This window comes from Candidatus Cardinium hertigii, from assembly GCF_003788695.1.
The window spans coordinates 19,934-43,781 of record NZ_RARA01000023.1 but is presented as its reverse complement, the minus strand read 5'-3'; the positions used below and the strand labels follow the sequence as shown (position 1 = coordinate 43,781).

General features: G+C 36.4%; 18 protein-coding genes (2 of these 18 cut by a window edge). 10 read left to right on the top strand and 8 right to left on the bottom strand.

Translation table 11 applies throughout. The features are described from left to right. A protein-coding gene (locus EDM02_RS02205; protein ID WP_123662712.1) for an AAA family ATPase crosses the window boundary here: on the bottom strand, window positions 1–8 show its 5' end (the start). It extends 466 nt beyond the left edge of the window; only the first 8 of its 474 coding nucleotides appear in the window; the start codon lies at window positions 6–8; the stop codon falls past the left edge of the window. Between EDM02_RS02205 and EDM02_RS02200 the strand changes: the two genes are divergently transcribed. Next, window positions 1–806, top strand: partial view of an AAA family ATPase gene (locus EDM02_RS02200; protein ID WP_123662710.1) — the 3' portion only. Its footprint begins 22 nt before the window's first position; the window shows 806 of its 828 coding nt (coding positions 23–828); its start codon lies beyond the left edge, outside the window; the stop codon is at window positions 804–806. The genes EDM02_RS02205 and EDM02_RS02200 overlap by 30 nt on opposite strands. A gap of 367 nt (window positions 807–1,173) precedes the next feature. Here EDM02_RS02200 and trpS read toward each other — a convergent pair whose 3' ends face one another. The 6 genes from trpS to EDM02_RS02170 all read right to left on the bottom strand — a co-directional run bounded on the left by trpS (window position 1,174) and on the right by EDM02_RS02170 (window position 9,087). Continuing rightward, on the bottom strand, window positions 1,174–2,193 hold the full coding sequence (gene trpS, locus EDM02_RS02195; protein ID WP_123662708.1) for a tryptophan--tRNA ligase: 1,020 nt from the start codon (window positions 2,191–2,193) through the stop codon (window positions 1,174–1,176). A gap of 364 nt (window positions 2,194–2,557) precedes the next feature. After that, window positions 2,558–3,664: a tRNA 2-thiouridine(34) synthase MnmA gene (gene mnmA, locus EDM02_RS02190; protein ID WP_123662706.1), complete on the bottom strand. Its 1,107-nt coding sequence runs from the start codon at window positions 3,662–3,664 to the stop codon at window positions 2,558–2,560. Between the two features lie 25 nt (window positions 3,665–3,689). Further along, window positions 3,690–4,685, bottom strand: a complete 996-nt coding sequence (gene obgE / locus EDM02_RS02185) for a GTPase ObgE (RefSeq protein ID WP_123662704.1) — start codon at window positions 4,683–4,685, stop codon at window positions 3,690–3,692. Between the two features lie 5 nt (window positions 4,686–4,690). Beyond that, entirely contained in the window at window positions 4,691–5,269 is a 579-nt protein-coding gene (locus tag EDM02_RS02180) for an adenylate kinase family protein (protein WP_123662702.1), read from the bottom strand. Between the two features lie 402 nt (window positions 5,270–5,671). Beyond that, window positions 5,672–8,032 carry a ribonucleoside-diphosphate reductase subunit alpha gene (locus tag EDM02_RS02175; protein WP_123662700.1) on the bottom strand — a complete coding sequence of 787 codons (2,361 nt, stop codon included), beginning with the start codon at window positions 8,030–8,032 and terminating at the stop codon, window positions 5,672–5,674. A 53-nt stretch (window positions 8,033–8,085) separates the two neighbouring features. Then, on the bottom strand, window positions 8,086–9,087 hold the full coding sequence (locus EDM02_RS02170; protein ID WP_184891096.1) for a ribonucleoside-diphosphate reductase small subunit: 1,002 nt from the start codon (window positions 9,085–9,087) through the stop codon (window positions 8,086–8,088). A gap of 625 nt (window positions 9,088–9,712) precedes the next feature. Here EDM02_RS02170 and EDM02_RS02165 point away from each other — a divergent pair. Both EDM02_RS02165 and EDM02_RS02160 read left to right on the top strand, forming a co-directional pair. After that, on the top strand, window positions 9,713–10,249 hold the full coding sequence (locus tag EDM02_RS02165) for a phosphatase PAP2 family protein (RefSeq protein WP_123662698.1): 537 nt from the start codon (window positions 9,713–9,715) through the stop codon (window positions 10,247–10,249). Window positions 10,250–10,366: 117 nt separating this feature from the next. Then, window positions 10,367–12,187: an AAA family ATPase gene (locus tag EDM02_RS02160; protein ID WP_123662697.1), complete on the top strand. Its 1,821-nt coding sequence runs from the start codon at window positions 10,367–10,369 to the stop codon at window positions 12,185–12,187. Window positions 12,188–12,731: 544 nt separating this feature from the next. Here EDM02_RS02160 and EDM02_RS02155 read toward each other — a convergent pair. Next, window positions 12,732–13,511: a kinetochore Spc7 family protein gene (locus EDM02_RS02155; protein WP_123662695.1), complete on the bottom strand. Its 780-nt coding sequence runs from the start codon at window positions 13,509–13,511 to the stop codon at window positions 12,732–12,734. Window positions 13,512–15,243: 1,732 nt separating this feature from the next. On the opposite strand from EDM02_RS02155, the gene pssA reads away from it, so the two are divergent. The 7 genes from pssA (at window position 15,244) to EDM02_RS02120 (ending at window position 23,847) form a co-directional block, all read left to right on the top strand. Then, window positions 15,244–15,930: a CDP-diacylglycerol--serine O-phosphatidyltransferase gene (gene pssA / locus EDM02_RS02150; RefSeq protein ID WP_123662693.1), complete on the top strand. Its 687-nt coding sequence runs from the start codon at window positions 15,244–15,246 to the stop codon at window positions 15,928–15,930. A 66-nt stretch (window positions 15,931–15,996) separates the two neighbouring features. Further along, complete coding sequence (locus tag EDM02_RS02145) at window positions 15,997–16,179, top strand: hypothetical protein (RefSeq protein WP_123662692.1); 183 nt, start codon at window positions 15,997–15,999, stop codon at window positions 16,177–16,179. Between the two features lie 5 nt (window positions 16,180–16,184). Then, entirely contained in the window at window positions 16,185–16,886 is a 702-nt protein-coding gene (locus EDM02_RS02140) for a tetratricopeptide repeat protein (protein ID WP_123662690.1), read from the top strand. Between the two features lie 35 nt (window positions 16,887–16,921). After that, window positions 16,922–18,649, top strand: a complete 1,728-nt coding sequence (gene recJ, locus EDM02_RS02135) for a single-stranded-DNA-specific exonuclease RecJ (RefSeq protein ID WP_123662687.1) — start codon at window positions 16,922–16,924, stop codon at window positions 18,647–18,649. Window positions 18,650–18,868: 219 nt separating this feature from the next. After that, window positions 18,869–19,501, top strand: a complete 633-nt coding sequence (locus EDM02_RS02130; protein ID WP_123662685.1) for a hypothetical protein — start codon at window positions 18,869–18,871, stop codon at window positions 19,499–19,501. Window positions 19,502–19,723: 222 nt separating this feature from the next. Next, the gene (gene queA / locus EDM02_RS02125; RefSeq protein ID WP_123662681.1) at window positions 19,724–20,770 is read left to right on the top strand and encodes a tRNA preQ1(34) S-adenosylmethionine ribosyltransferase-isomerase QueA; all 1,047 of its coding nucleotides are present in this window, start codon (window positions 19,724–19,726) and stop codon (window positions 20,768–20,770) included. Window positions 20,771–21,255: 485 nt separating this feature from the next. After that, on the top strand, window positions 21,256–23,847 hold the full coding sequence (locus EDM02_RS02120) for a BamA/OMP85 family outer membrane protein (protein WP_184891095.1): 2,592 nt from the start codon (window positions 21,256–21,258) through the stop codon (window positions 23,845–23,847). The last annotated feature ends 1 nt before the right edge of the window (window position 23,848 follow it).

Here is a 23,848-nt window from a genome sequence, read left to right as displayed (position 1 = left end):
TAAAACAAGGGTTGCGTTTTTTAAGTGAACTGCTCTACAAACATTTTAACCAAAAGGTCTATATCTTGATTGATGAATACGATACCCCTATCAATAGTTCATATATTAAATTTGGTAGTCAAAGTGAGTCCTTTGAAGAAGTTTTAGAACTATTCCGTGGGATTTTTGGTAGCGCCTTAAAAAGCAATCCCTATTTAGAAAAAGGCGTTATCACGGGTATATTGCGCATAGCCAAAGCCAATCTCTTTTCAGATCTCAATAACATTACAGAATATACCCTATTAGACGAAGAATTTTCATCATTTTATGGTTTTACGCAAAGCGAAGTAGATGACTTGCTTAGTAAGGTAGCTACCCAAACAGAGCCAGCAAAAATTAAAGATTGGTATAATGGCTATACTTTCGGGGAGGAGGTAATTTACAATCCTTGGTCTATGATGCAATGCTTAGCACATAAAGGAAGATTAGATTATTATTGGTTAGACAGCGGTGGTACCGGTTTAGTGGATAAAGCATTGTTAACAGATTCTATACAATCAGATATACAAACTTTATTATCCGGGAAGGGATTGATTAGGAAATTATACAAACAGCTTTCCTTAGAAAAATTAACAGAGAATAAAGATCTGTTTTATAGTTTGCTGGTTTNAAGGTATCCAAATAGGAAAAGAAGAAGGTATCCAAATAGGCAAAGAGGAAGGTATCCAAATAGGAGAAACCCAAAAAGCCATGGCTATAGCCCAAAATTTGCTTCAAGAAAAGCTACCTATTTCCTATGTAGCCAAAGTTACTGGTTTAACCATTAGCCAAGTAGAACAGTTATATAACGTATCTTCCCAATAAATAAACAGAACGAGTAACACATGCCTAATTACGTATGGTAAGCATACATGCCAAGTGTATCAATTTTAAAACCTAAATTATAGTTAGNNTAGGCAAAGAGGAAGGTATCCAAATAGGTAAAGAAGAAGGTATCCAAATAGGCAAAGAGGAAGGTATCCAATTAGGCAAAGAGGAAGGTATCCAATTAGGAGAAACCCAAAAAGCCATGGCTATAGCCCAAAATTTGCTTCAAGAAAAGCTACCTACTGCCTATATAGCCAAGGTTACTGGTTTAACCATTAGCCAAATAGAACAGTTATACAACGCCTTTTCCGAGTGAACGGATACTTTCTATTTCCTTGCGGTTCCTACTGCCTTCCGTATGTCCTCCATGGTGCTAGATGCGTACTGACGAGCACGCTCTGCCCCTTGATTAAGAACGTTTTTTACATATCCTTTTTCCCCTTCTAGTTCTTTCCGCCGCTGACGAACGGTCCGAAATGTCTCATAAAAGCATTCGAGGAGACGGTGTTTATACGTACTATATCCCTTACCTCCTATTCGGCAACTTTCCTCAATATCAGCCATTTCCGATGGAGTAACCAACAACTGTAGCAGTGCAAAAATAGGAGATACACGCATATCTTTGGGTTCTATTACAGAAGAAGAATCGGTTTTGATTGACATAATCTTTTTTGTAATGATAGCTTCATCTGCAAAGATTTCAATTACATTATTATAACTTTTGCTCATCTTTGCTCCATCAGTTCCAGGCACAATGGACTCATCTTTCATAAAAAAGGGGGAAGGCAGCGTAAGTATGCCTGGTGCATTTCCCTCTTTGGTGCCTTCAGGGTCAGAAGCATCATAGCCTAGCACATAAGCTGTATTGAATTTGTTAGCAAGATCGCGAGCGATTTCAAGGTGCTGCATCTGATCTTTTCCCACAGGCACACGATCGGCACGATATAAAAGAATATCTGCAGCCATCAGAATGGGATATGCAAAAAGACCTACAGAGGGAAACAGGCCTCGAATAACCTTATCCTTATAGGAATGGGCCCGTTCCAGAAGGCCCATGGGAGCAACAGTAGCAAGATACCAAGCAAGTTCCGTGTGCTCCAACACGTCAGACTGGCGAAAAAGTATCGTCTTTTTGGGATCGAGGCCAAAGGCTAAATAGTCAAGAGCAAGACCATAGGTCATCTCTTGCAACTGTTGCCCATTACGCACTGTCGTAAGTGCATGGAGATCTGCAATAAAAAAAAGCGCCTGACCCTCTTCCTGTACTTTAATATATTTTTGAAGGGCACCAAAGTAATTCCCGAGATGAAGCCTTCCCGATGGTTGGATAGCTGAAACAATACGCATGTTGATACTAAATTAAGCGCAACCTCGTAAAAAGTGCCAAAAAAGTGAAAATAGTTTTTGTACGATTATAATCGTTTATACGTATCCGTTCACTCAATGGCGTCAACTTAAGGCAATTCATGATTAGCCTACCCTCCTATTCTACTTGGTTATCAATAACAGTTAAACCTTAAGTTGACGCCATTGTCCGTTCACTTGCGTGGTAGCCATATTTTATAGATTTAGGCCCCTCCACTGAACGGATACGTTTATACTTTTGCATTCTCTATTATATTACCATATATTGCCGCTTTTTATACTTTATAGGTAGGCAAATATAATATATATTATCCAATAAAATACATCTTTAATAGTTAAACTGTATTTACCGCTTCTGAAAAGCAGACACAATCCAACCGCCTCCTATCACATCTTCGCCTTCATAAAATACAGCAGCTTGTCCAGGGGTAATGGCATGCACTCCAGAACCAAAAAACACATGCATGCGATCATCTACCTGCTCAATCACCGCAGGGGTTCCTTGGTCATTATACCTAACCTTGGTAATCGTATCTAGCTTTTTCCCCTTAAGATTTACATATTTCGATAAATTAAGTTTATGTACATACATACCTTCTCGACGCAACTGATCAAATGTACCCAATACAACTCGATTTGTTTCTTTCTGAATTTCTGTTACATATACTGCATACCCTAAGGAGAGGTTTAACCCTTTTCGTTGACCAATGGTATAAAAAGGATAACCTTCATGCTGACCCACTACGGTACCATCCTCTAATACAAATGCTCCACCTTTAACTTGTTCGGCTAATCCTGGGACCTGCCGTTTGAGGAATCCACGGTAATCATTATCAGGAATAAAACATATTTCGTATGATTCAGACTTATTTACCAAGTCTGTAAATCCCCGCTCAGTAGCAAATGCACGAATAGAAGATTTAGTCAGTGTTCCCAACGGTAACAAGGTCCTACTAAGACTTTCTTGTGAAACGCCCCATAATGCATAAGATTGATCTTTCTTAGCATCTATGCCCTTAGAAATAATAAAACGCCCTCCCTCCTCTCGAACTTTTGCATAATGACCAGTCGCTAAGTAATCACAATTTAACTTATTGGCACGTTGCAAAAGTGCATCCCATTTAATATGGGTATTGCACAATATGCAGGGATTGGGTGTCCTACCTGCTAAATATTCAGACTTAAAATGGTTGATTACATGACCTCCAAATTCCGATCGGATGTCAACTACAATATGGGAAAAGCCCAATGCTACAGACACATTTCGCGCATCATTAATAGCATCTAAACTGCAACAGCCCGTCTCTTTTTTCTTCCCACCGCTACCAGCATAACTCCACGTTTTCATGGTAATGCCTACTACCTCATAGCCCTGTTCATGCAGCATCATAGCAGCTACAGAGCTATCTATTCCACCACTCATGGCTACTAATACACGTCCTTTTGTACTCATTACATTCTTTTTCGAAACCGGATTGTTATTTTGGATGGAGCTTTTTCCAAATGGCGTCCTTGAGGGCCGCAATACCTTCTCCTGTGCTAGAAGAAATACACAAGCGCTCTATGTCCTGAGGAAGCGCTTGCAACAAAGATGCGCGTCCTTTATGGTCTAATAAATCTATTTTCGAAATAGCGAGTAGCCTCGGTTTTTCTAGTAAAAAAGGATTATATGCTGCCAGCTCTCTACACAACATAGCATAATCTACACAGATATTTTCAGATGTTGCACTGATCATAAATAACAATACAGAGTTACGTTCGATATGTCGTAAAAATCGTGTACCTAAACCTTTGCCAGCAGCAGCTCCCTCTATAATACCTGGAATATCTGCCATCACCAAAGAATGATCATTTCGGTAGGCTATGACGCCAAGATTAGGTACTAAAGTAGTAAATGGATAATTATCAATACGTGGTTTAGCTGCTGATACAACCGAGAGTAATGTAGATTTACCAACATTAGGCAACCCTACCAGGCCTACATCAGCCAATAGCTTCAGCTCTAATACCATCCAATCTTCCATGCCTGGCTCTCCTGGATAAGCAATATGGGGCGCTTGATGGGTAGGAGATTTAAAATGGGTATTCCCCCAACCGCCTTTCCCACCTTGCATCAAAATATATTTTTGATTGTCCTCCAGTATTTCTACTAATACTTCTACCTGATCCCCCCTTTTAGCTACCGTCCCCAGTGGAACGTCTAATATAATATCTTTTCCACTGGCACCTGTTTTGCAGCCATCACCTCCGGGCTGCCCATTTATAGCAGCAATATATTTTCGGTATTTAAGATGCAGTAAGGTAGAACGCTGTTTATCACCACGTAAAATGATATGTCCTCCCCGTCCTCCATCTCCCCCATCTGGTCCCCCTTTGGGCACAAATTTAGCACGCATAAAATGGCTTACCCCAGCACCACCTTTACCAGCACGAAGGTAAACTTTAACATAATCAATAAAATTAGGAGATGACATAATGGTTATGGTCTTAATCCATCCATAATGCTTTGTATTACCTGTGTTACCCGATTTATATTTTGTCCACCATCTACTCTGTATAATTTATGTTGGGCTTTATAGTAGTCTACAATAGGTAGCGATTTTTGCTCATGTATACGTATACGTGTATTAATGTTATTAATATCTTGATCGTCTACTCTCCCTTCAATGGCTGCACGGTTTTTAAGCCGTTGTCGTAATATATCATGGGACACATCAAAAAAAATAACGCCATCTATTTTAGTATTATAGGTAGCCAACAAATCATCTAAAAAAGTTGCCTGTAGAATGGTTCTAGGAAAACCGTCAAATAGTAAAGATTTGGTTGCGCACTGCTCTCGCACCAGTTGTTCTACTAATGTAAAGGTTAGGCTATCTGGTACCAATTGACCATGATGTATATACCTTTCAATCAATGCTTTATCAGGGGAATTTTCTGCAATTTTCTTACGCAATAGTGCACCTACAGCAATGAGCGCAAAGTCATGCTTTTGAATAAGCCGTTCAGTTTGTGTTCCTTTTCCAGAACCAGGAGGACCCAATAAAATAATATTAAGCATGAATTATGGTAAGTTTTTTATAAAAAGAAAACTAATATCAATCTGACTGATGTTTCTCACATACATACATGTATATATACTTAGTATACCCGTTCGTGTGCGTGGCAGAAATATTTTTAATTTAATTACTAAATTATTGTATTTCTTTATTAGAAACTAATCTGTATCCGTTCACTTGCTTAGCAGAAATATTTTATAGATTAAGGCGCGTTTTTTATGACTTGCATTATTACACTATTTATAATTGGTACGAACACGGATACGCATAGGGGCCACATGGTTGAACGGATACACTAATCTTAAAGATAAAAATAGAAAAACTCCATTGCAAAATCGAATTTTGGATTAAATATAATTTGCATATTAACGTATTTTCAAACTAAAAAGTACTATATACGTAAACTATCCACTACACATTAAACACGTTTCTGCTTCATTTTGTATCTTACGTGTGAGCGGCGCAACAGGCAAAGGCGTTTCTTGAACAACTTCTTCTCTCTTTTGTATAGTAAACTTGATAGCGTCTGCTGCAGCCTTGGTACGCAGATAATACATCCCTGTTTTTAATCCTTTTTTCCAAGCATAAAAATGCATAGAAGTTAGTTTCCCCATTGTAGCATCTTTAACATAAAGGTTCAGGCTTTGACTTTGACAAATATAAGGTGCTCTATCTGCAGCCATATCTATAATAGCTTTTTGAGGGATTTCCCAGACAGTTCTATAAAGATTTTTAATGTATTGCGGAATACGTTGCATATGTTGAATAGAACCATTACCCATTATCAGCTCTTCCTTCATACGCTCATTCCAAAGACCCAGCTCAATCAAATCTTCTAATAGGTATTTATTAACCACAATAAACTCTCCAGAAAGTACCCTACGGGTATAAATATTAGAGGTATAGGGCTCAAAGCATTCATTGTTCCCCAATATTTGGGAAGTTGAAGCGGTGGGCATTAAGGCCACCAAGAGAGAATTTCTTACGCCATGTTGACCTATTTCTTTACGTAAATTATCCCAATTCCATCTACCTGAAGAAGGGGTTACCCCCCACATGTCAAACTGAAGAATGCCCTGTGAAATGGGTGATCCACGATAACTTTCATAAGTCGAAGTTTGCTGCGCTAAATCTTTAGAAGCAGTTAAAGAGGCAAAGTAAATGGTTTCAAAAATTTCTTGATTTAATACACGTGCTTCTAAGCTATCAAAAACAAGTTTCATTTTAAGAAAAGCATCTGCCAATCCCTGTACGCCAATACCAATGGGTCTATGTTTAAAATTAGAGGTACGGCTTTCCTGTACGGAATAGTAATTCCTATCAATGATCTTATTAAGATTTATAGTTACCAGATAAGTTATCTTATATAACTGCATATGGTCGAAAGATTGATCACCCTTTACAAACATGGGCAATGAAATAGAGGCAAGATTGCAGACGGCAATCTCCTCGGATGACGTATATTCTATAATTTCTGAACAAAGGTTACTAGATTTTATAGTACCCAGGTTTTTTTGGTTGGATTTTTGGTTGGCCGCATCCTTATAAAGCATATAGGGGGTACCTGTTTCTATTTGTGATTCCAAAATAGCAAACCAAAGCTCTTGTGCTTGAATAGACCGCCGTGCTTTACCTTCTTTTTCATATTGTTTGTATTTTTGCTCAAATTCGGATCCATAACAGTCCGATAGTCCCGGTGCTTCATTGGGGCAAAAAAGTGACCAGATGCTGTCGTCCTCTACACGTTGCATAAATAAATCTGGGATCCACAACCCATAGAAAAGATCTCTTGCGCGTCTTTCTTCTTTTCCATGGTTTTTTTTGAGATCTAAAAAATCAAATATGTCGGCATGCCAAGGCTCTAAATAGATAGCAAAACTGCCTTTGCGTCTACCACCACCTTGATCCACATAACGTGCTGTCATATCAAAATTCCGCAACATGGGTATAATTCCATTGGAATTACCATTTGTCCCCCGAATATAAGAGCCTGTGGCACGTACATTATGGATGCTTAAACCAATGCCTCCAGCGGATTGCGATATTTTTGCACATTGCGTAAGCGTATTGTAAATTCCTTCAATGCTATCATCTTGCATCATTAACAAAAAACAAGAAGAGAACTGGGGTTTAGGTGTTCCTGCATTAAAAAGAGTGGGCGTTGCATGGGTAAACCACTTTTCTGACATAAATTGGTAGGTTTCAAGTACAGCATCTAGGTCATTTCCATGAATACCTACGGCTACTCGCATCAACATATACTGAGGACGTTCTACTATTTCTCCATTTATTTTGAGCAGATAAGAGCGTTCTAATGTTCTAAAACCAAAAAAATCATAAGTAAAATCACGTTCATGTACAATCGCATCATCTAAACATGCAGCATGATCAGCAATAACCCTATAAGCATCCTTAGATATGAGTGAAGCGTTCTCTCCAGTTATAGGATTTACATAGGTGTAGAGCCTCTTTATAGTACTAGAAAATGACTTGCTGGTTTTTTTATGTAAATTGGAAATGGCTATTCGAGCAGCCAGAATGGCATAATCTGGATGTGATACCGTCATCGCCGCCACTGTTTCTGCAGCTAAATTATCTATATCTGAGGTAGTAACTCGATCGTAAATACCTCCAATAATCTTTTTAACAATAGCAATCACATCGATATAGTCCCTATTGAGCCCATAACAAAGCTTTTCTATCCTAAAGGTTATTTTATCGAATTTGACTGATTCTAAACGCCCGTCTCTTTTTACAACTAGCATTTACCTGTTTTTTGTAACTGTTTTTAAAATGCAATGGGAGAAACTTGCCAAGGCTAAAAATCCTCATCTAGCGCAAAGCGCGCTTTATCTTTATCTTGAGAAATACTGCCCATAACGCCTGATTTTTGGTATTCTCCTACCCTTTTTTCAAAGAAATTTGTTTTACCCTGTAATGCAATCATTTCCATAAAATCAAATGGATTGGTTACATTATAGATTCTTTTACACCCTAGTTCTAATAACAGCCTATCGGCAACGAACTGAATATACTGCGTCATCAGCTCTGCATTCATACCAATGAGCTTAACGGGTAATGCATCTGATACAAATTCACTTTCAATAGTCACTGCATCAGCTATAATTCTAGCCACTTCTTCTCGTGAAAGTTTATGTTTAATATGTTGATTATAGAGCAAACAAGCAAAATCGCAATGTAATCCTTCATCCCTAGAAATAAGTTCATTAGAAAAAGTTAGCCCCGGCATTAATCCTCTTTTTTTAAGCCAAAAAATAGAGCAAAAGCTGCCCGAAAAAAAGATACCTTCTACTGCCGCAAAGGCAATCAGCCGTTCCGCAAAGGAACCTTGGCTAATCCAACGTAGGGCCCAATCGGCTTTTTTGCCTACCCACTCAATAGTTTCTATAGCATTAAATAATCTGTGACGTTCCTTAGGATCTTTTACATAGGTATCGATCAGTAAAGAATAGGCCTCGGAATGAATATTTTCAATAGCTATCTGAAATCCATAAAAAAACTTAGCTTCAGTATATTGTACTTCATTGGCAAAATTCTGAACCAGATTTTCGTTTACAATACCATCGCTAGCTGCAAAAAAAGCCAGGACATGGGTGATAAAATGCTTTTCTCCTGATGTTAAATTTTCCCAGTCCTTTAAGTCTTGGCTAAGATCTATTTCTTCTACCGTCCAAAAACTGGCTTCTGCTTGTTTATAAAAACTCCAAATATCGTGATGTTCAATAGGAAATAAGACAAATCTATTTTTGTTTTCCTGGAGAATTGGTTCATCTATTCCAGCATCCATTCTGTTGTGCATCTGATTTTATCGTTTTAAATATTGGTAAGTGGGATACTTTTCGAAACATACCATAACGTGCACCACAAATTTAATTAAATAGAACAAAAGGTTCAACGCTTCTATACATTACCATTCTACATTACCAGTAGTGACATTTGACATTTAACGTTACGTATTCATATGGAGAAAGAAATAAAGTCTTTCCCTAAACTTCCCTAAATATATGCATTCAAACCTAAACCCCCAACTGCCCATGCCCAGATGTTTTATGCTGCATCCGACATTCTGCATAAAAAAAGTAGCTTTAAAATAAAATGATTAAAATAATTAATTACTGAATACTAGCAATTTTCTATAATCTATACCATATGGCTACTACATATATAAACCCATACGAATTATTGCACTTGGCTTTATACTCTGAATAAGATTTGAAACTTGTTACATTATTAATGTATAATGCGTATCATACATTATGAGGTCTAAAAATACTATTATTTATACAAAAAAAGCAGCATCAGAGGGCAACATCAGAGTGGCATTACACAAAAATGCTAACTGCTCTTATTATTTATTATTATATTAATTAGCTATAAATAGCTATTTTGGATAGCTAGTTTTCGAAACCCTACTCTAAAAAATTATGCAAAATCTTGTGACCGAACTTGACCAAGTATTTTTTCTTATGCTAAACAAATGTCACCACCCGGTTATAGATCACTTTTTTAGGCTGGTAACAAGCCATTTTTTTTCGTTGCCCCTGTATATATTTTTGATACTCTTTATAAGAAAAAATTTGGGCTGGTATGGCGTTATGCTTTTTGTCTTAACCATTGCCATTGCAGATCAATGTTCTGCTACATTGCTCAAACCCCTGTTTGGAAGATATCGGCCATGTTATGCAATGGATATGCTATCAATTCACCTGGTAGGTACACATAAAGGATTGTATGGGTTCCCTTCTTCCCATGCGAGTAATACATTCGCCTTTGCCATGCTTTTTTGGAAAATTTTTAAATGGAATTATAAATATAGTTACTTATTTTTCATTTGGGCTACAATCGTTTCTTATGGTCGAATATATGGAGGAGTGCATTACCCCCTAGATATACTTGGTGGTGCTATACTGGGAAGTGGCATAGGTATGTCAACTTACCAAGTTTATAAAAGAAGTAAATAAATAGTCGTTATGATTTATTTTTAAATAAAGAGGCTAAACCTTACATTCATAAAAAGCAGTCATTAATTCCTTTTTGCACTAGGTAGCCTACATGTCCCATTTTAAATTCTTTCCACTATGACCCATGTATCTACGCATTCCCGCATCCGAACCGGAACCGATGACTTTTATGACCTATTAGTAAATAGTGATGTATTTGTAGATAAAAGCTTAATGATTCAGGCCTTACTAGATGAGCCTAGTAAGGTAATACTGATTACCCGTCCCAGACGTTGGGGTAAAAGCTTGAACATGGATATGCTGCGCAAATTTTTTGAGATTGAAGTAGACCAAGAAGGGAATAAATTAGCAGAAGAAACACGCACAAATTATTTGCTTTTTAAGGGAGGTAGTATGGATGTAGGGTTTAACGAAACTAAAGTACTCTATCCTTTAAAAATTGCCAGCTATCCCCATGTTATGAAACGCCAGGGACAATTTCCAGTCATCTTGCTTAACCTGAAAGATGTTAAAGGAAGCAGTTATCAAGAAATTGAAGAAGGAATTAAAGATCAAATTATAACATTATTTTCCTACCATCGTTATCTAAGCGTACATCTTGCAGCATCAGGGAGATTACTGGATAATGCTCAAAAAGAGAAATTACAGTGCTATTTGGATGGAAAACTCTATAAAAATGATTTAAAACAAGGGTTGCGTTTTTTAAGTGAACTGCTCTACAAACATTTTAACCAAAAGGTCTATATCTTGATTGATGAATACGATACCCCTATCAATAGTTCATATATTAAATTTGGTAGTCAAAGTGAGTCCTTTGAAGAAGTTTTAGAACTATTCCGTGGGATTTTTGGTAGCGCCTTAAAAAGCAATCCCTATTTAGAAAAAGGCGTTATCACGGGTATATTGCGCATAGCCAAAGCCAATCTCTTTTCAGATCTCAATAACATTACAGAATATACCCTATTAGACGAAGAATTTTCATCATTTTATGGTTTTACGCAAAGCGAAGTAGATGACTTGCTTAGTAAGGTAGCTACCCAAACAGAGCCAGCAAAAATTAAAGATTGGTATAATGGCTATACTTTCGGGGAGGAGGTAATTTACAATCCTTGGTCTATGATGCAATGCTTAGCACATAAAGGAAGATTAGATTATTATTGGTTAGACAGCGGTGGTACCGGTTTAGTGGATAAAGCATTGTTAACAGATTCTATACAATCAGATATACAAACTTTATTATCCGGGAAGGGATTGATTAGGAAATTATACAAACAGCTTTCCTTAGAAAAATTAACAGAGAATAAAGATCTGTTTTATAGTTTGCTGGTTTTTTCTGGCTACTTAAATCCTATGCTGGTAGATGATGACCCGGAAGATCTAAAATATATATTAACGATTCCCAACAGGGAAGTACGGGGTATTTATGTAGAAAGAATTATTGATTGGGTGGGTAAGCAGTTACGTATAGCGCCTAGTGCATATCGTGATTTTATAGGGTTATTGTTAAACCAACAACTGGAACCATTTGTAGCGCAGCTAAGAAACTATTTGTTAAACGCTACGAGCTACCATGATTTAAGCCAAGAAAAAGATTATCATAATTTAATAGGCGGTTTGTTGGCTCCTTTATCAAATCGTTATCATATCACTTCTAACCAAGAAACGGGTTATGGTAGATGTGATCACTTGCTCTTTCCTAAAGTAGGCTATGGAGACTGGGCCATGGTTATTGAGCACAAATTAGCTGCATCATCTAATGATTTAGCAGCTACCGCTCAGGCAGGTTTGGAACAAATTATTACCAAAAAATATGATGCGCATCTCACAACCTATGCGCATATAAAAAAGATTAGTCGTATAGCATTAGCTTTTTATGGTAAAAAAGTTGCTTTGGCCTATCAAATGGATGAGCTAAGTGGTACAGGTAGGAACTCCTGAAAGGCTAGTGTCTGCTTAGGTATCCGTTCAATCATGTAGCCTACAATTCCGATCGCACATTATACTGCCACTATTTTAGCCACAAAACTAAAAGGTATCCGTTCATTTGCGTAGCAACGATATTATAGATTACAGCAAATGGCTAATATTATATTTAATAATTGATAATTTTATCCATTTTGTTAAAAACGACTTCTTTTAAAGCTACTTTTTTTGCTTGATCAAAAAAAGTAGCCAAAAAAAATCAAGCGCTGGTGAACAAAGCTGTTGAAAATTTCAGCCTGAAAGCTGAAAATCAAAACTCGCCCAGGCTTGCAGCCTTGGGCTTAAACAAGTTGATTTTCTAATAGCTTTCAGACTGAAATTTTCTAATCACAGCCTTGTTCAAGGCGCGTTTTTTTATGGTCTTGCATTATTGTACTATTTCTAATGGGTACGAACACGGATACGCATAGGCTACATCACTGAACGGATACAATTATTATTTCTCCCTCTTGTAATCCGGTATATTCATTTATAGTAAGCTTTTGAGTGTATTTACTTTTTAAGCATTTATATTATTATTCAATTGCTTATGAAGCTCTTCTATTATATCCATTTTATTAAGCATCTCTTCATAGACAATATTATACTTAGATTCAAGTGCCTTATACTCTTTATAAAATTCGTCACATTCTTTATTGTGTACACTTTTTAAATATTCACACCTTTTATTAAAATCTAGACACGCTTGTTCATGTTCATCGCGATCCCCATCCCACTCCTGTTCACGTTTAGTTATATACTCCTCTTGTGTAGCAAGTTTTGTTGCTAGCTCATTCTTTTGTTTAGTTACATCTCCTAGCGCATCAGTTATTTGATCCCAGGCATCTAAGAACGCACTATTTTTCTTTTCAAGAATTGCTACTTGCTTTACTTTCTTCTCCAATTCATTTTTTAACTTATCCTGAACGGCCCATCCATCTATTAGCTTGGTACGGACTTCAGATAATTCATCATCCTCATTTTCAATATTTTTTATTTTTTGACTTTTTGCATCAAGGAAATTTTGTAACATGACCTTTATTTCGACAAGATGCGATACTATTTCCTTATTATCTACAACAACTTCAACATAATGATCCCGTTCTGGCAATAATTTGTCACCATCTGAATCTTCATGAACAGCAATAGGCAGCGCCATACAGCTTTGATCGATTTCACCATCTATTATAGCAGCAACTGGCACCGGCGCCTCTGGCTTAATATTTTTGGGGACTGGTTTTTTTGCAAATTTAGTTCCAGTTGGATGGGAATATTTCAAATTACCTATACAATTACCCATATGACATTTCATTTTACTACAGCCACTTTGCACTATGCTAAGTAAAAACAAACCAAGAGCTGTAAATATTGTTTTTGAATGTGTTAACACTTTTTGAAAAAATGGAGTGTGGTTTTTCATATGATTTTCTTTTTTATATTATTGATTATGAATTTATTTAAGATTTTATTTTTTTTTAAAACTACTTCTTTTAAAGCTACTTTTTTTGCTTGATCAAAAAAAGTAGCCAAAAAAAATCAAGCGCTGGTGAACAAATCTGTTAAAAATTCAGTCTGAAAGCTGAAAATCAGAACTCGCCCTCTACGGTTACTCAATGGATTTGGGAAGCTGGCAAGGCGCGCGAGGGTGAAGCGCACGCAGCATAGTAGAACTATGTGAGTTCGCCCCATGATGTATATGCATACATCTGGGGACCCCAAGTACGCTGAATCCCGAAGCGGAACGCAGCCAGCTTTTCAAAGACGAAGAGTAGGCTCAAACAGGCTGATTTTCTACTACCTTTCAGACTGAATTTTTCTAATCACAGCTTTGTTCAAGGCGCGTTTTTTATGATCTTGCATTATTGCGCTATTGCTAGGTACGAACGTGAACAAATACGCATAGGTCACACCACTGAACGGACAATGGCGTCAACTTAAGGCAATTCATGATTAGCCTACCCTCCTATTCTACTTGGTTATCAATAACAGCTAAACCTTAAGTTGACGCCATTGACTGAACGGATACTTGTTTAAGGCGCGTTTTTATGATCTTGCATTATTGCACTATTTCTATTAGTTAGTACGAACAGGGATACGCATAGGCCACATAGCTGAACGGATATAAAAATTTTTAAGCAATTTGAGTGAAAAACCAACCTCTCAACCAAACGGTTGGAAACATATTATCCTCTAAATTAATCATTCCATGCTTTTAAAATTTTCTGCTTTTTATCTGGCAAGCAAGCAACTATTGTATTGTTATATTTGATAAGCAAAATAAAATATTTATATATGTTATAGTTAAGTGTATGGCATTTTTTTTAAAAGAAAAGTCAATTGTATACTGGTATATAAAAAATTTATACCATTATCGATAGTTCGTTTAACTAACTTACCGAATAATCCATTTTTAAAAATATTCGCTTTGCCATTTACTTTTTTTGCTTTACACTTATCAAAGCAGAATTTGTGTAGCAATTTTGCTATATGCCTTAGCTAGCTTCACTACCAAATAATATTCCTTAAGCTATTTTTTAATAAGCATATTAATAGCAATAAAATAAAAAATTACTATTTGACTATCGAACAAAAATAGCTAACTTGACTCAGCCAGCGTATTGGCTTACGCTACGCATGGTATTTGATACACAAGAAAGCGAGTGAAGCAAAAAGAGTGGGCTCTTAAAATAAAACTAATAGTGCTTAATGTGTTACACGGTATCCGTTCAACGGTGTGGTTTATGCGTATTTGTTCACGTTCGTATCTAGCAATAGCACAATAATGCAAGATTAAATGTATTAGCTCAATGATGTTGCCTATGCGTATCCGTGTTCTTACCAATTAGAAAATTAGAAATAGCACAATAAGAAAAAAGGAACGAATAATTTAGTAATTAAATAATTAAATGAAAAACATTTCTGCCACGCAAGTGAACCGATACATAAAGATCCTATTAAAAAATTATAACATTGCATAATAATAAATTTATAAGCTTAAGCTTATCCGCGGATATAATAAAGAAAAATACAATATGAAAAATTATATTCCCAACTGTTTATCTATTTTAAATTTGATTAGTGGCGTTATAGGCACTGTGTTGGCCCTAAATGGACATTTGGTATACGCTGCTTATGGCATTTTTTTGGGAGCTTTTTTTGACTTTTGGGATGGTTGTCTCGCAAAATTACTGAATGCAGATTCGCTTATTGGCAAACAATTAGATGCATTAGCAGATCTAATGACTTTTGGTATGTTACCTGCAAGTATCTTCTATATGTTGGCTAGTAACTATGGCACTTGTCCGTATAGTGCTTACTCGGCTTTGTTACTGGTTATTTGTTCTGCAGTTAGGCTAGCTAAATTTAATGTTGATGATAGCCAAAAAGATCAATTTATAGGGCTTCCTACACCCACTAATGCCCTAATAATAGGAAGCTTACCTATGATTTTGGAACGCGCCCTTTATCCTTGTTTGGTACATGCCTTAACACAGCCGTTTACGTTGCCTTTATTAGCTATTTTTCTATCTTTTTTATTGGTTTCCAGGGTTAAATTTATATCTATTAAATTTAAAGATTTTTCCTTTCAATCCAATAAATATCGCTATACTTTAATAGCCTTATGCACGGTTTTGGTAGCGCTTATGCAGGTTGAAGGATTTTTTTTGGGTATGTGGATATATATATTTTTCTCCTTGTATTACACCAAAACCAATTGAGACGGTACGATAGAAGAAATAGAAATCTACAAGAAACCACACCCTATTCTTAAACTTAAAAAGTTAATGATCGAAAAGAACATTCCCCATGCAGCTGTATTAACCACTATCAATCGAAAGGTGCAAGCGCAAATTTTGGAAGTGGTTGCTTTCGCAGAAGCGTCATCTTTTCTAGAGCCAACTACTCAGCCACTAACTGTTTATAATTATATTTACAAACCACCACACTATCCATTTCTTCAATATTAAGTTTTATGAAAATAGTAGATATCAATAGTATACCTAGAAGAGTAGTACCAAAGGGGCTTAATAGCGACCCCAAAAAAGCAATAGCTCCTATACAACCCAGGAAACGTATATTTTATGTTATAGGCTTTTTAGCAATATCCCACCTAATGGCTGCATCGATATGGTATACTTATCAAGAAAAACAAGAACTAGCCGCACAGAAGGAAATTTTCGAAGCTACCTACCACTTTGAATCTAGTGATTTTGATAAAGCACTAGAAGGAGATGGCACACATAAAGGGTTTTTGGCAATAATTAAACAATATCCCTATACAAAAACAGCTAATTTAGCCTGTTTTTATGTAGGGAGCTCCTATATGCACCAAAAAGAATATGATAAGGCTATCGCTTTTTTAAAAAAAGTGCATTTTGGGGATTTTATTTTACAAGCACGTGCTTGGTGTATAATGGGAGATGCTTATAGTGAACAGCAAGATCATAAGCAGGCAGCAGTATTTTACATAAAAGCAGCCCATTACAAAGAGAACAGTATATACACGCCCGGCTATTTGGTTAAAGCTGCTATTGCTTTTGAAGCGCATAACCGGTATGAAGATGCCTATGATTGCTATCAAGAAATTGTAAAAAAATATCCGAAATCTCAATATGGTAGTGATTTGGCTATTAAAGAAGCGAATCGCCTATCGGCGCTCCTCTTAATGGACTAATAATAGGCTGGTCAATCCTATTACTATTGCGTTTTATGCACAAACATTGGGTAATACAATCTTCTAAGGAAGCTGAAAAGGTAGCCGCATTGGGTGAAGTGCTAGGTACACCTCCTGCTATTTCAACTATTTTAGTCCAAAGGTCAGTAGAAACCTTTGAAGCAGCCAAACGTTTTTTTCGTCCTTCTTTAGAGGAACTCTATGATCCTTTTTTGATGCTAGGCATGGAGCGTGCAGTAGATCGTTTGTTGCAAGCGTTAGACAGAAAAGAGAAAATATTAATTTATGGTGACTATGATGTAGACGGCACGTCAGCTGTGGCTATGGTTTATTCTTTTCTGCAACAGCTCCCTGACGCTAGGGTAAGTTATTATGTTCCAGACCGTCTCGTAGAAGGCTATGGACTTTCTATGCAGGCTGTAGAAAAAGCCTACCAAAACAGTATTAAACTTATCATTACCCTAGACTGTGGCATAAAAGCGTATACATCCATTGCCCAAGCGGCTACATTAGGTATAGATGTAATAGTTTGTGACCATCATGAAGTAGGAGATTCTCTACCAATAGCCCATACTATTTTAGATCCAAAACAACCTGCATGTCCCTATCCTTTTAAAGGGCTATCGGGCTGCGGTGTAGGTTTTAAATTATTACAGGCGTTTTGCCAAAAAAAAGGATTAAAGCCGGAAATAACCTACCATTATTTAGATCTTGTATCCATTAGTATTATTTGTGATATTGTGCCTTTAGTGGATGAGAACAGGATTTTAGCCTACCATGGTATTAAACAGCTGGAAAACAATCCTCGCCTAGGATTACAACTGCTAATGGGTGATGGGCCTTTTGCTGCCGCTATTACGATTGCTGATATTGCTTTTAAAATAGGCCCCCGTATTAATGCCGCTGGACGCATTAGCCATGCCTCTTTGACGGTTCAATTACTAATAGAACAAGATGTAACAAAAGCCTATGACTTAGTCCAAACCATTAACCAGCAAAATCGCTTGCGTCAAGCACTCGATTATACCATTACGCAAGAAGCCTTAGCCATAATAGCCAATACTATATTGCCTAACCAAAAAAAAAGCAGTGTACTTTTTAACCCAGATTGGCACAAAGGTGTTATTGGTATTGTAGCGTCGCGCTGTATTGAACAATACTACAGGCCTACGGTTATCTTAACCCTTGCAGATGGGAAGGCTACTGGCTCAGCCCGGTCAGTACCTGGTTATAATATTTATGAAGCCATTGCCGCTTGTAGTGAGCTTTTATACCAATATGGTGGACATGCTTTTGCAGCAGGGTTTACGATGCCACTGGAAAATATAGCTGATTTTAAAGAAAAATTTGAAAAAGTGGTATCAGCAACCATAGCTGATCATTTATTAATGCCTCAGCAAACCATTCATCTCCTTATTTCATTTCAAATGATTACCCAAAAATTTGTAAATATATTGATGCAGATGGCGCCCTTTGGTATGGGGAATCCGACTCCAGCATTTGCTAGCAAAAAAGTTTATGCACATAAATGCAATCTTCTCAAAGGAAAACATCTTAAACTAGAACTCTTCCAAATAGATTGTAAACAGCGTTATGAAGCCATAGGGTTTGGCTTAGGGTCATACGAACCGCTGGTTTCTAGTGGGAAGCCATTTTCTATAGCCTATACCATAGGTTATAATTATTATTTAGGCACGCGGACATTACAGCTTATTGTAAAGGATATTAAAGAGGAAGCTTATGGTACAAATTGCCTAGTATAGCGTATATCAGTAATCCTTGTCATCTCTGCCGCTTGGGTCAGTATACGCAACGATAATGCATCCTTGTAAGTAAAAAGTGTAATAAATCAGCCAGTAGATAAATAGGATATATGCCTTCATAGGTACACAGGCCTGACTCAAAAACGTATAAATGTATTTTTACCATAGTGAAAAATAAATAAAATAGCTGTAATTTAGTTTCCTATGAGGAAAGTTATAATGCTAGCTTGGGGCTTTTTAATCGGAAGTTATACTGCTATGGCTTCGGCACGTTTTAGCGTCGAATTATCCCCTTCTTTTTCCATAAATAGGATTTATTGCCCGGATAAACCGCCCATCTGTGATAAAGGAGGTTCTGTAAAAATACACTTGGGTGCTGCCTATCATTTTACGCTACAAGAGCATTGCAGCCTTAGTACAGGTCTTTCCTATGCTTTGGGTCATATTGGATGGACTCGATCTGCCAGTGCCTCTACACTTGCCATAGATGAGGAACATTTTTTACAGTCTATTTGGGCACCTATATTATGCAGATTTTATACAAGTGAGATAATGATTGATACCAGTATCTATTGTAAACTAGGTCTGGTTCCTGCCATATATCTACCCACTAGACCTATTGTTAAATTGCATCCAGGAGGAGATACTGTTTTAAAAATGCGCCCATTTAGTTGTTTGATTCTTTGCGGTATGGGCATAAAATATGATTTTAGCCTAACCAATAGCCTTGCGGTTGGCTTAAGTTACTGTTGGGATGTATTAGGAGCGGGTATTATAAAAGTTACAAGCAATAACAGTGCAATATATTGCCATAACCATTTTGCTTGCTTTGATATTTGCGTTTTATTTTAAAAATTACCTACTAAAATATGTCCATAATCGTATCCGTTCAACGGTGTGGCCCATGCGTATTTGTTCATGTTCGTATCTAGAAATTTTGCTATAATCTATAAAATATGGCTACCACACCCCTGAACGGATACATAATACTTACTTAAGCGTTGCTAAATATAAACGCTTATTTTCTTTTTCGGTATAATTTTATTAAGTATAAATAAATCAATTTAAATACATATGAAATTATCAAATTTTAAGTTTGAGCTTCCAGCGCACAACATTGCACAGTATCCAATGCATCCAAAGGAAGATGCACGTTTAATGGTGCTACATAAAGATAGTGGACAAATAGAACATAAAACCCTGAAAGATCTTCCCTCTTATTTTAGTGAGGGAGATACTTTAGTAGCTAATGATTCTAAAGTTTTGCCATGTAAACTCTATGGCTACAAAGAAAAAACAAATGCAAAAGTTGAAGTGCTTTTGCTGCGAAAGTTGAATAATGAAAATGCCTTGTGGGATACCATTGTAGAACCGGCTCGTAAAATTCGTATAGGTAATAAAATTTATTTTGGCAATGGTGAATTGGTAGCTGAAATTATAGATAATACTACTTCACGAGGTCGGACCCTCAAATTGCTGTTTGACGGAACAGAAGAAGAATTCTATGCGCTAATAGACCAAATTGGCCATATGCCCCTACCTAATCAAATAGAACGCCCTTCAACGTTAGATGATAGAACATATTATCAGACGATATTTGCCCAAAATATAGGTAGTATCGTATTACCAGCCGCTGGATTGCATTTTACCCCTTATTTATTAAAGTATTTGGAATTACAGAATATTTCTGTTGTTTCTGTTACACTACACATTGGGTTAGGAGAACTAAAAATCATTGATATGGAAGATTTAACTAAGGTTAAGGCTTCCTCTGAGCGTTTTATAATTACCCAAGAAAGTGCAGATGTGGTAAATCAAAGTATTGCGAATCAAAAAAAAGTTTGCGCCATTGGCACTTCTGTTTTAAGAGCTATAGAATCTTCTGTTTCAGTTTCTTGCAAACTAAAAGCAAACAATAATTGGACCAATAAATTTATTTTACCATCTTGCTCCTTCAAAATTTGTAATGCATTGTTAACCACATTTCACCTGCCTTCTTCTATCTCTTTGGTTAGTGTAGCAGCTTTTGGAGGAGAAGAATTGGTTTTAGCGGCTTATGCCGAAGCTATAGATAAGCATTATCGATTTTTTTTGTACGGAGACGCTATGTTGATTATATAATCAAGCATATGGCTAATATTTAATAATTGATTATTTTATCCATGTTTTTAAAAACTACTTCTTTTAAAGCTATTTTTTTTGCTTGATCAAAAAAAGTAGCCAAAAAAAATCAAGCGCTGGTGAACAAAGCTGTTGAACATTTCAGCTTTGTTCAAGGCGCGTTTTTTACGATCTTGCATTATTGTGCTATTTCTAATGGGTACGAACATGGATACCTATAGGCCCCATGACTGAACGGATACACAGTTACATTTAGAACATAGCAAATAATATTTGCTATATTCGATAAAAAGTTGCGGCTAGCTGTAACGTATAAAGCGTGTTTTTTAAAAGAGATTGCAAATGAATTTGTATAACAGCATATTAGCAATTTTCATCTAATTTTATTGGATGGATATAAAGGTTCAATGGTCCTAATAAATGTACTTATTAAATATAATATAATGATAGATACCGGTATCAAAAAAGTCAAACGTTTTTTTCTTATGTGCTGCCTATCTATAGGTTTTACATGTCCAACGTTTGGATCGACGCGTTATACTGTGCAAAAAATTCAAGTAGTCGGTAATATTATGCTAGATCGTGAAATGCTCATTGCGCTTTCTGGTTTACAAGAGGGCACTATCATTGATCCGGATGCTGGGCAGATTCGTACTTCCATACGAAAAATTGCCAAACATGAGGGCGTTAAATCTGTTGAAATCTACTTAACTGATATGGATGCTACCCATAATTTAACAACTGTTGTTATTAATATTGAGGAACATGCTCACTTAGCTAACTATGTGATAGAAGGTTTAACTGGAAAAGAAAAAAAATCCCTTTTTGAAAAAGTTACGATCGATACTAATGTTGCGCTATCTCCCTTTTTCCTTCATAAGACAACGGCTAGCATTAAAAAATTCTTTTTAGATAAGGGGTTTAAAAATGTGCAGGTTTTTACAGAATTGGTTCCAGTAAAGGAAATGGCTGGAAAAGCAACCTTAAATATTAAGGTAAATAAAGGCAAAAAAATCACTGTTAATAAAATTATTTTTGAAGGGAATGAACAGATAGATGCCAATCTCTTACTATACCATATGCAAGAGCTTAACGAGGCGCCCCGTTTTACGCTTGTCAAGGATATCGTTCATAAAATAATTACCCTTGCCCCCATTCGTAAGGGAGGGATATTGTTACGGTTGCCTACAAAAATGGATGATGTCAAACGCTACTTTTTAAGCCATGTTTCCCTATTTGCATCTATTTTTACAGAAGAGAAATTTTTGAAGGCCAAAGAAAATATTATTCTTTTTTATCAGTCAAAAGGCTTTCGAGATGTCCGTATTGCAGAAGAACGTTTGGAGTATCTTGCTGCTGGGAAATTGAATATATTTTTAAAAATTGAAGAGGGCAAACAGTATACCATCCGTAATATGAAGTGGGTGGGTAATTATGTATATGATGAAGAGAAACTCAATAGGTTATTGAACCTAGATAAAAGCAAAATATATGATCCGATTTATATTAGTAGTCGATTCCAACCGGGCATGGCCAATGAAACCATTGGAGATCTCTATACCAATAATGGCTATGTCTTTTTTCATGCAGAAGCCATTGAAACTGGTATAGAAGATAACCAGGTAGATCTAGAAATTAGAATACACGAGGGCAAACAGGCCACTATCAATCAAGTAAATATTGTGGGTAATACCATAACCCATGATTATGTAATTCGTCGTGAATTACTAACGTTGCCAGGAGAAAAGTTTAACGTTAAACTGGGAATAGAATCTTTACGAAACTTGGCTATGTTAGAATTGTTTAAACCTGAAAAGTTAATTTTTCCAGAAATACATCCAAACGAGGCGAACGGCACGGTAGACCTTACCTATTCATTACAAGAACAACCTAAATTTGACCTTAAATTAGAGGGCAGTTATAGTGGAAAGCTTGTACTAGGATTTACGATGGGTTCAAACAATATTTCCCTTAAAAATCTCTTTACTGGCAAAAAACCATTGGGAGCTGGTCAACGTCTGCACTTAACAAGTGCATGGTACGGTAAAGACTATAAGCATTTTAGTCTTTCTTTGCGAGAACCTTATTTGTGGTTAGGAGAAAGTCCCTATATATTTGATCTAAGTGTAAATAGTTCTTTTCAAGAATTAGAACATGCTAGACGGACGGTTGCAGATAATGTAGCAGATGTAATACTATTTCCATTTGAAAAACTAGCTAAAAAAGGCAACATGATTGCCATTGGCAGTCGAGTTGCATTAGGGAAAAAGCTTTCTACCTATTGGGAAGGTCATTTCGGTATAGATTATCATTATTATACATACAAAAATTATGAATTGTTAGAAGATCATACAAAAAGATCTGGTACTTTACATGATATTAATGTAGACTTTTTATTAAGTCATGATAGTAGAAATAATCCAAATTATCCTACGCGTGGCTGGTCTTGGTCTAACTGTTTAACCCTTACGCCTCCTTATGCTTTATTTGGTTACAATGATGCCGAAAAATCGGTAATACCACGTTTTAAAGAATTCGCAAAATTTATGATGGACGCTTCGTTTTTCAAACGTTTACCAGGTAATTTTGTATTGAATTTACGTGGACATGCTGGATTTTTGCACGGCTTTTCTCAAAAAAAGATAGGGCCTTTTGGGCGATTTTATTTGGGCGGCACGAATATAGCAGATTTGAGTGGACTATTGAAAGCTGATTGTATTACATTACGTGGATATCCAGATGATAGCCTTACCCCCAAAAATTATGATAATAATATAAAAGGGGGCGTCTTATTTCATAAATTTGCTACAGAATTGCGTTATCCTATTATGCTTACGCCTTCTTGTCTTTATATCTTGGGATTTGTAGAGATGGCAGATAGCTGGTTAAATTACGAAGATTATGATTTATTCAGTATGAAAAAATCTGTAGGAGGTGGAGTCCGCATTCTTTTACCTATTGCGATTTTGCCCATGTTTGGGCTAGATGTTGGATATAGGCTTGATCGGGTAATGAAAGCAAGCGATCGCAATAAAGCTTTTGAATATCATTTTGTTTTTAGCAATAGCATGCGTTAAA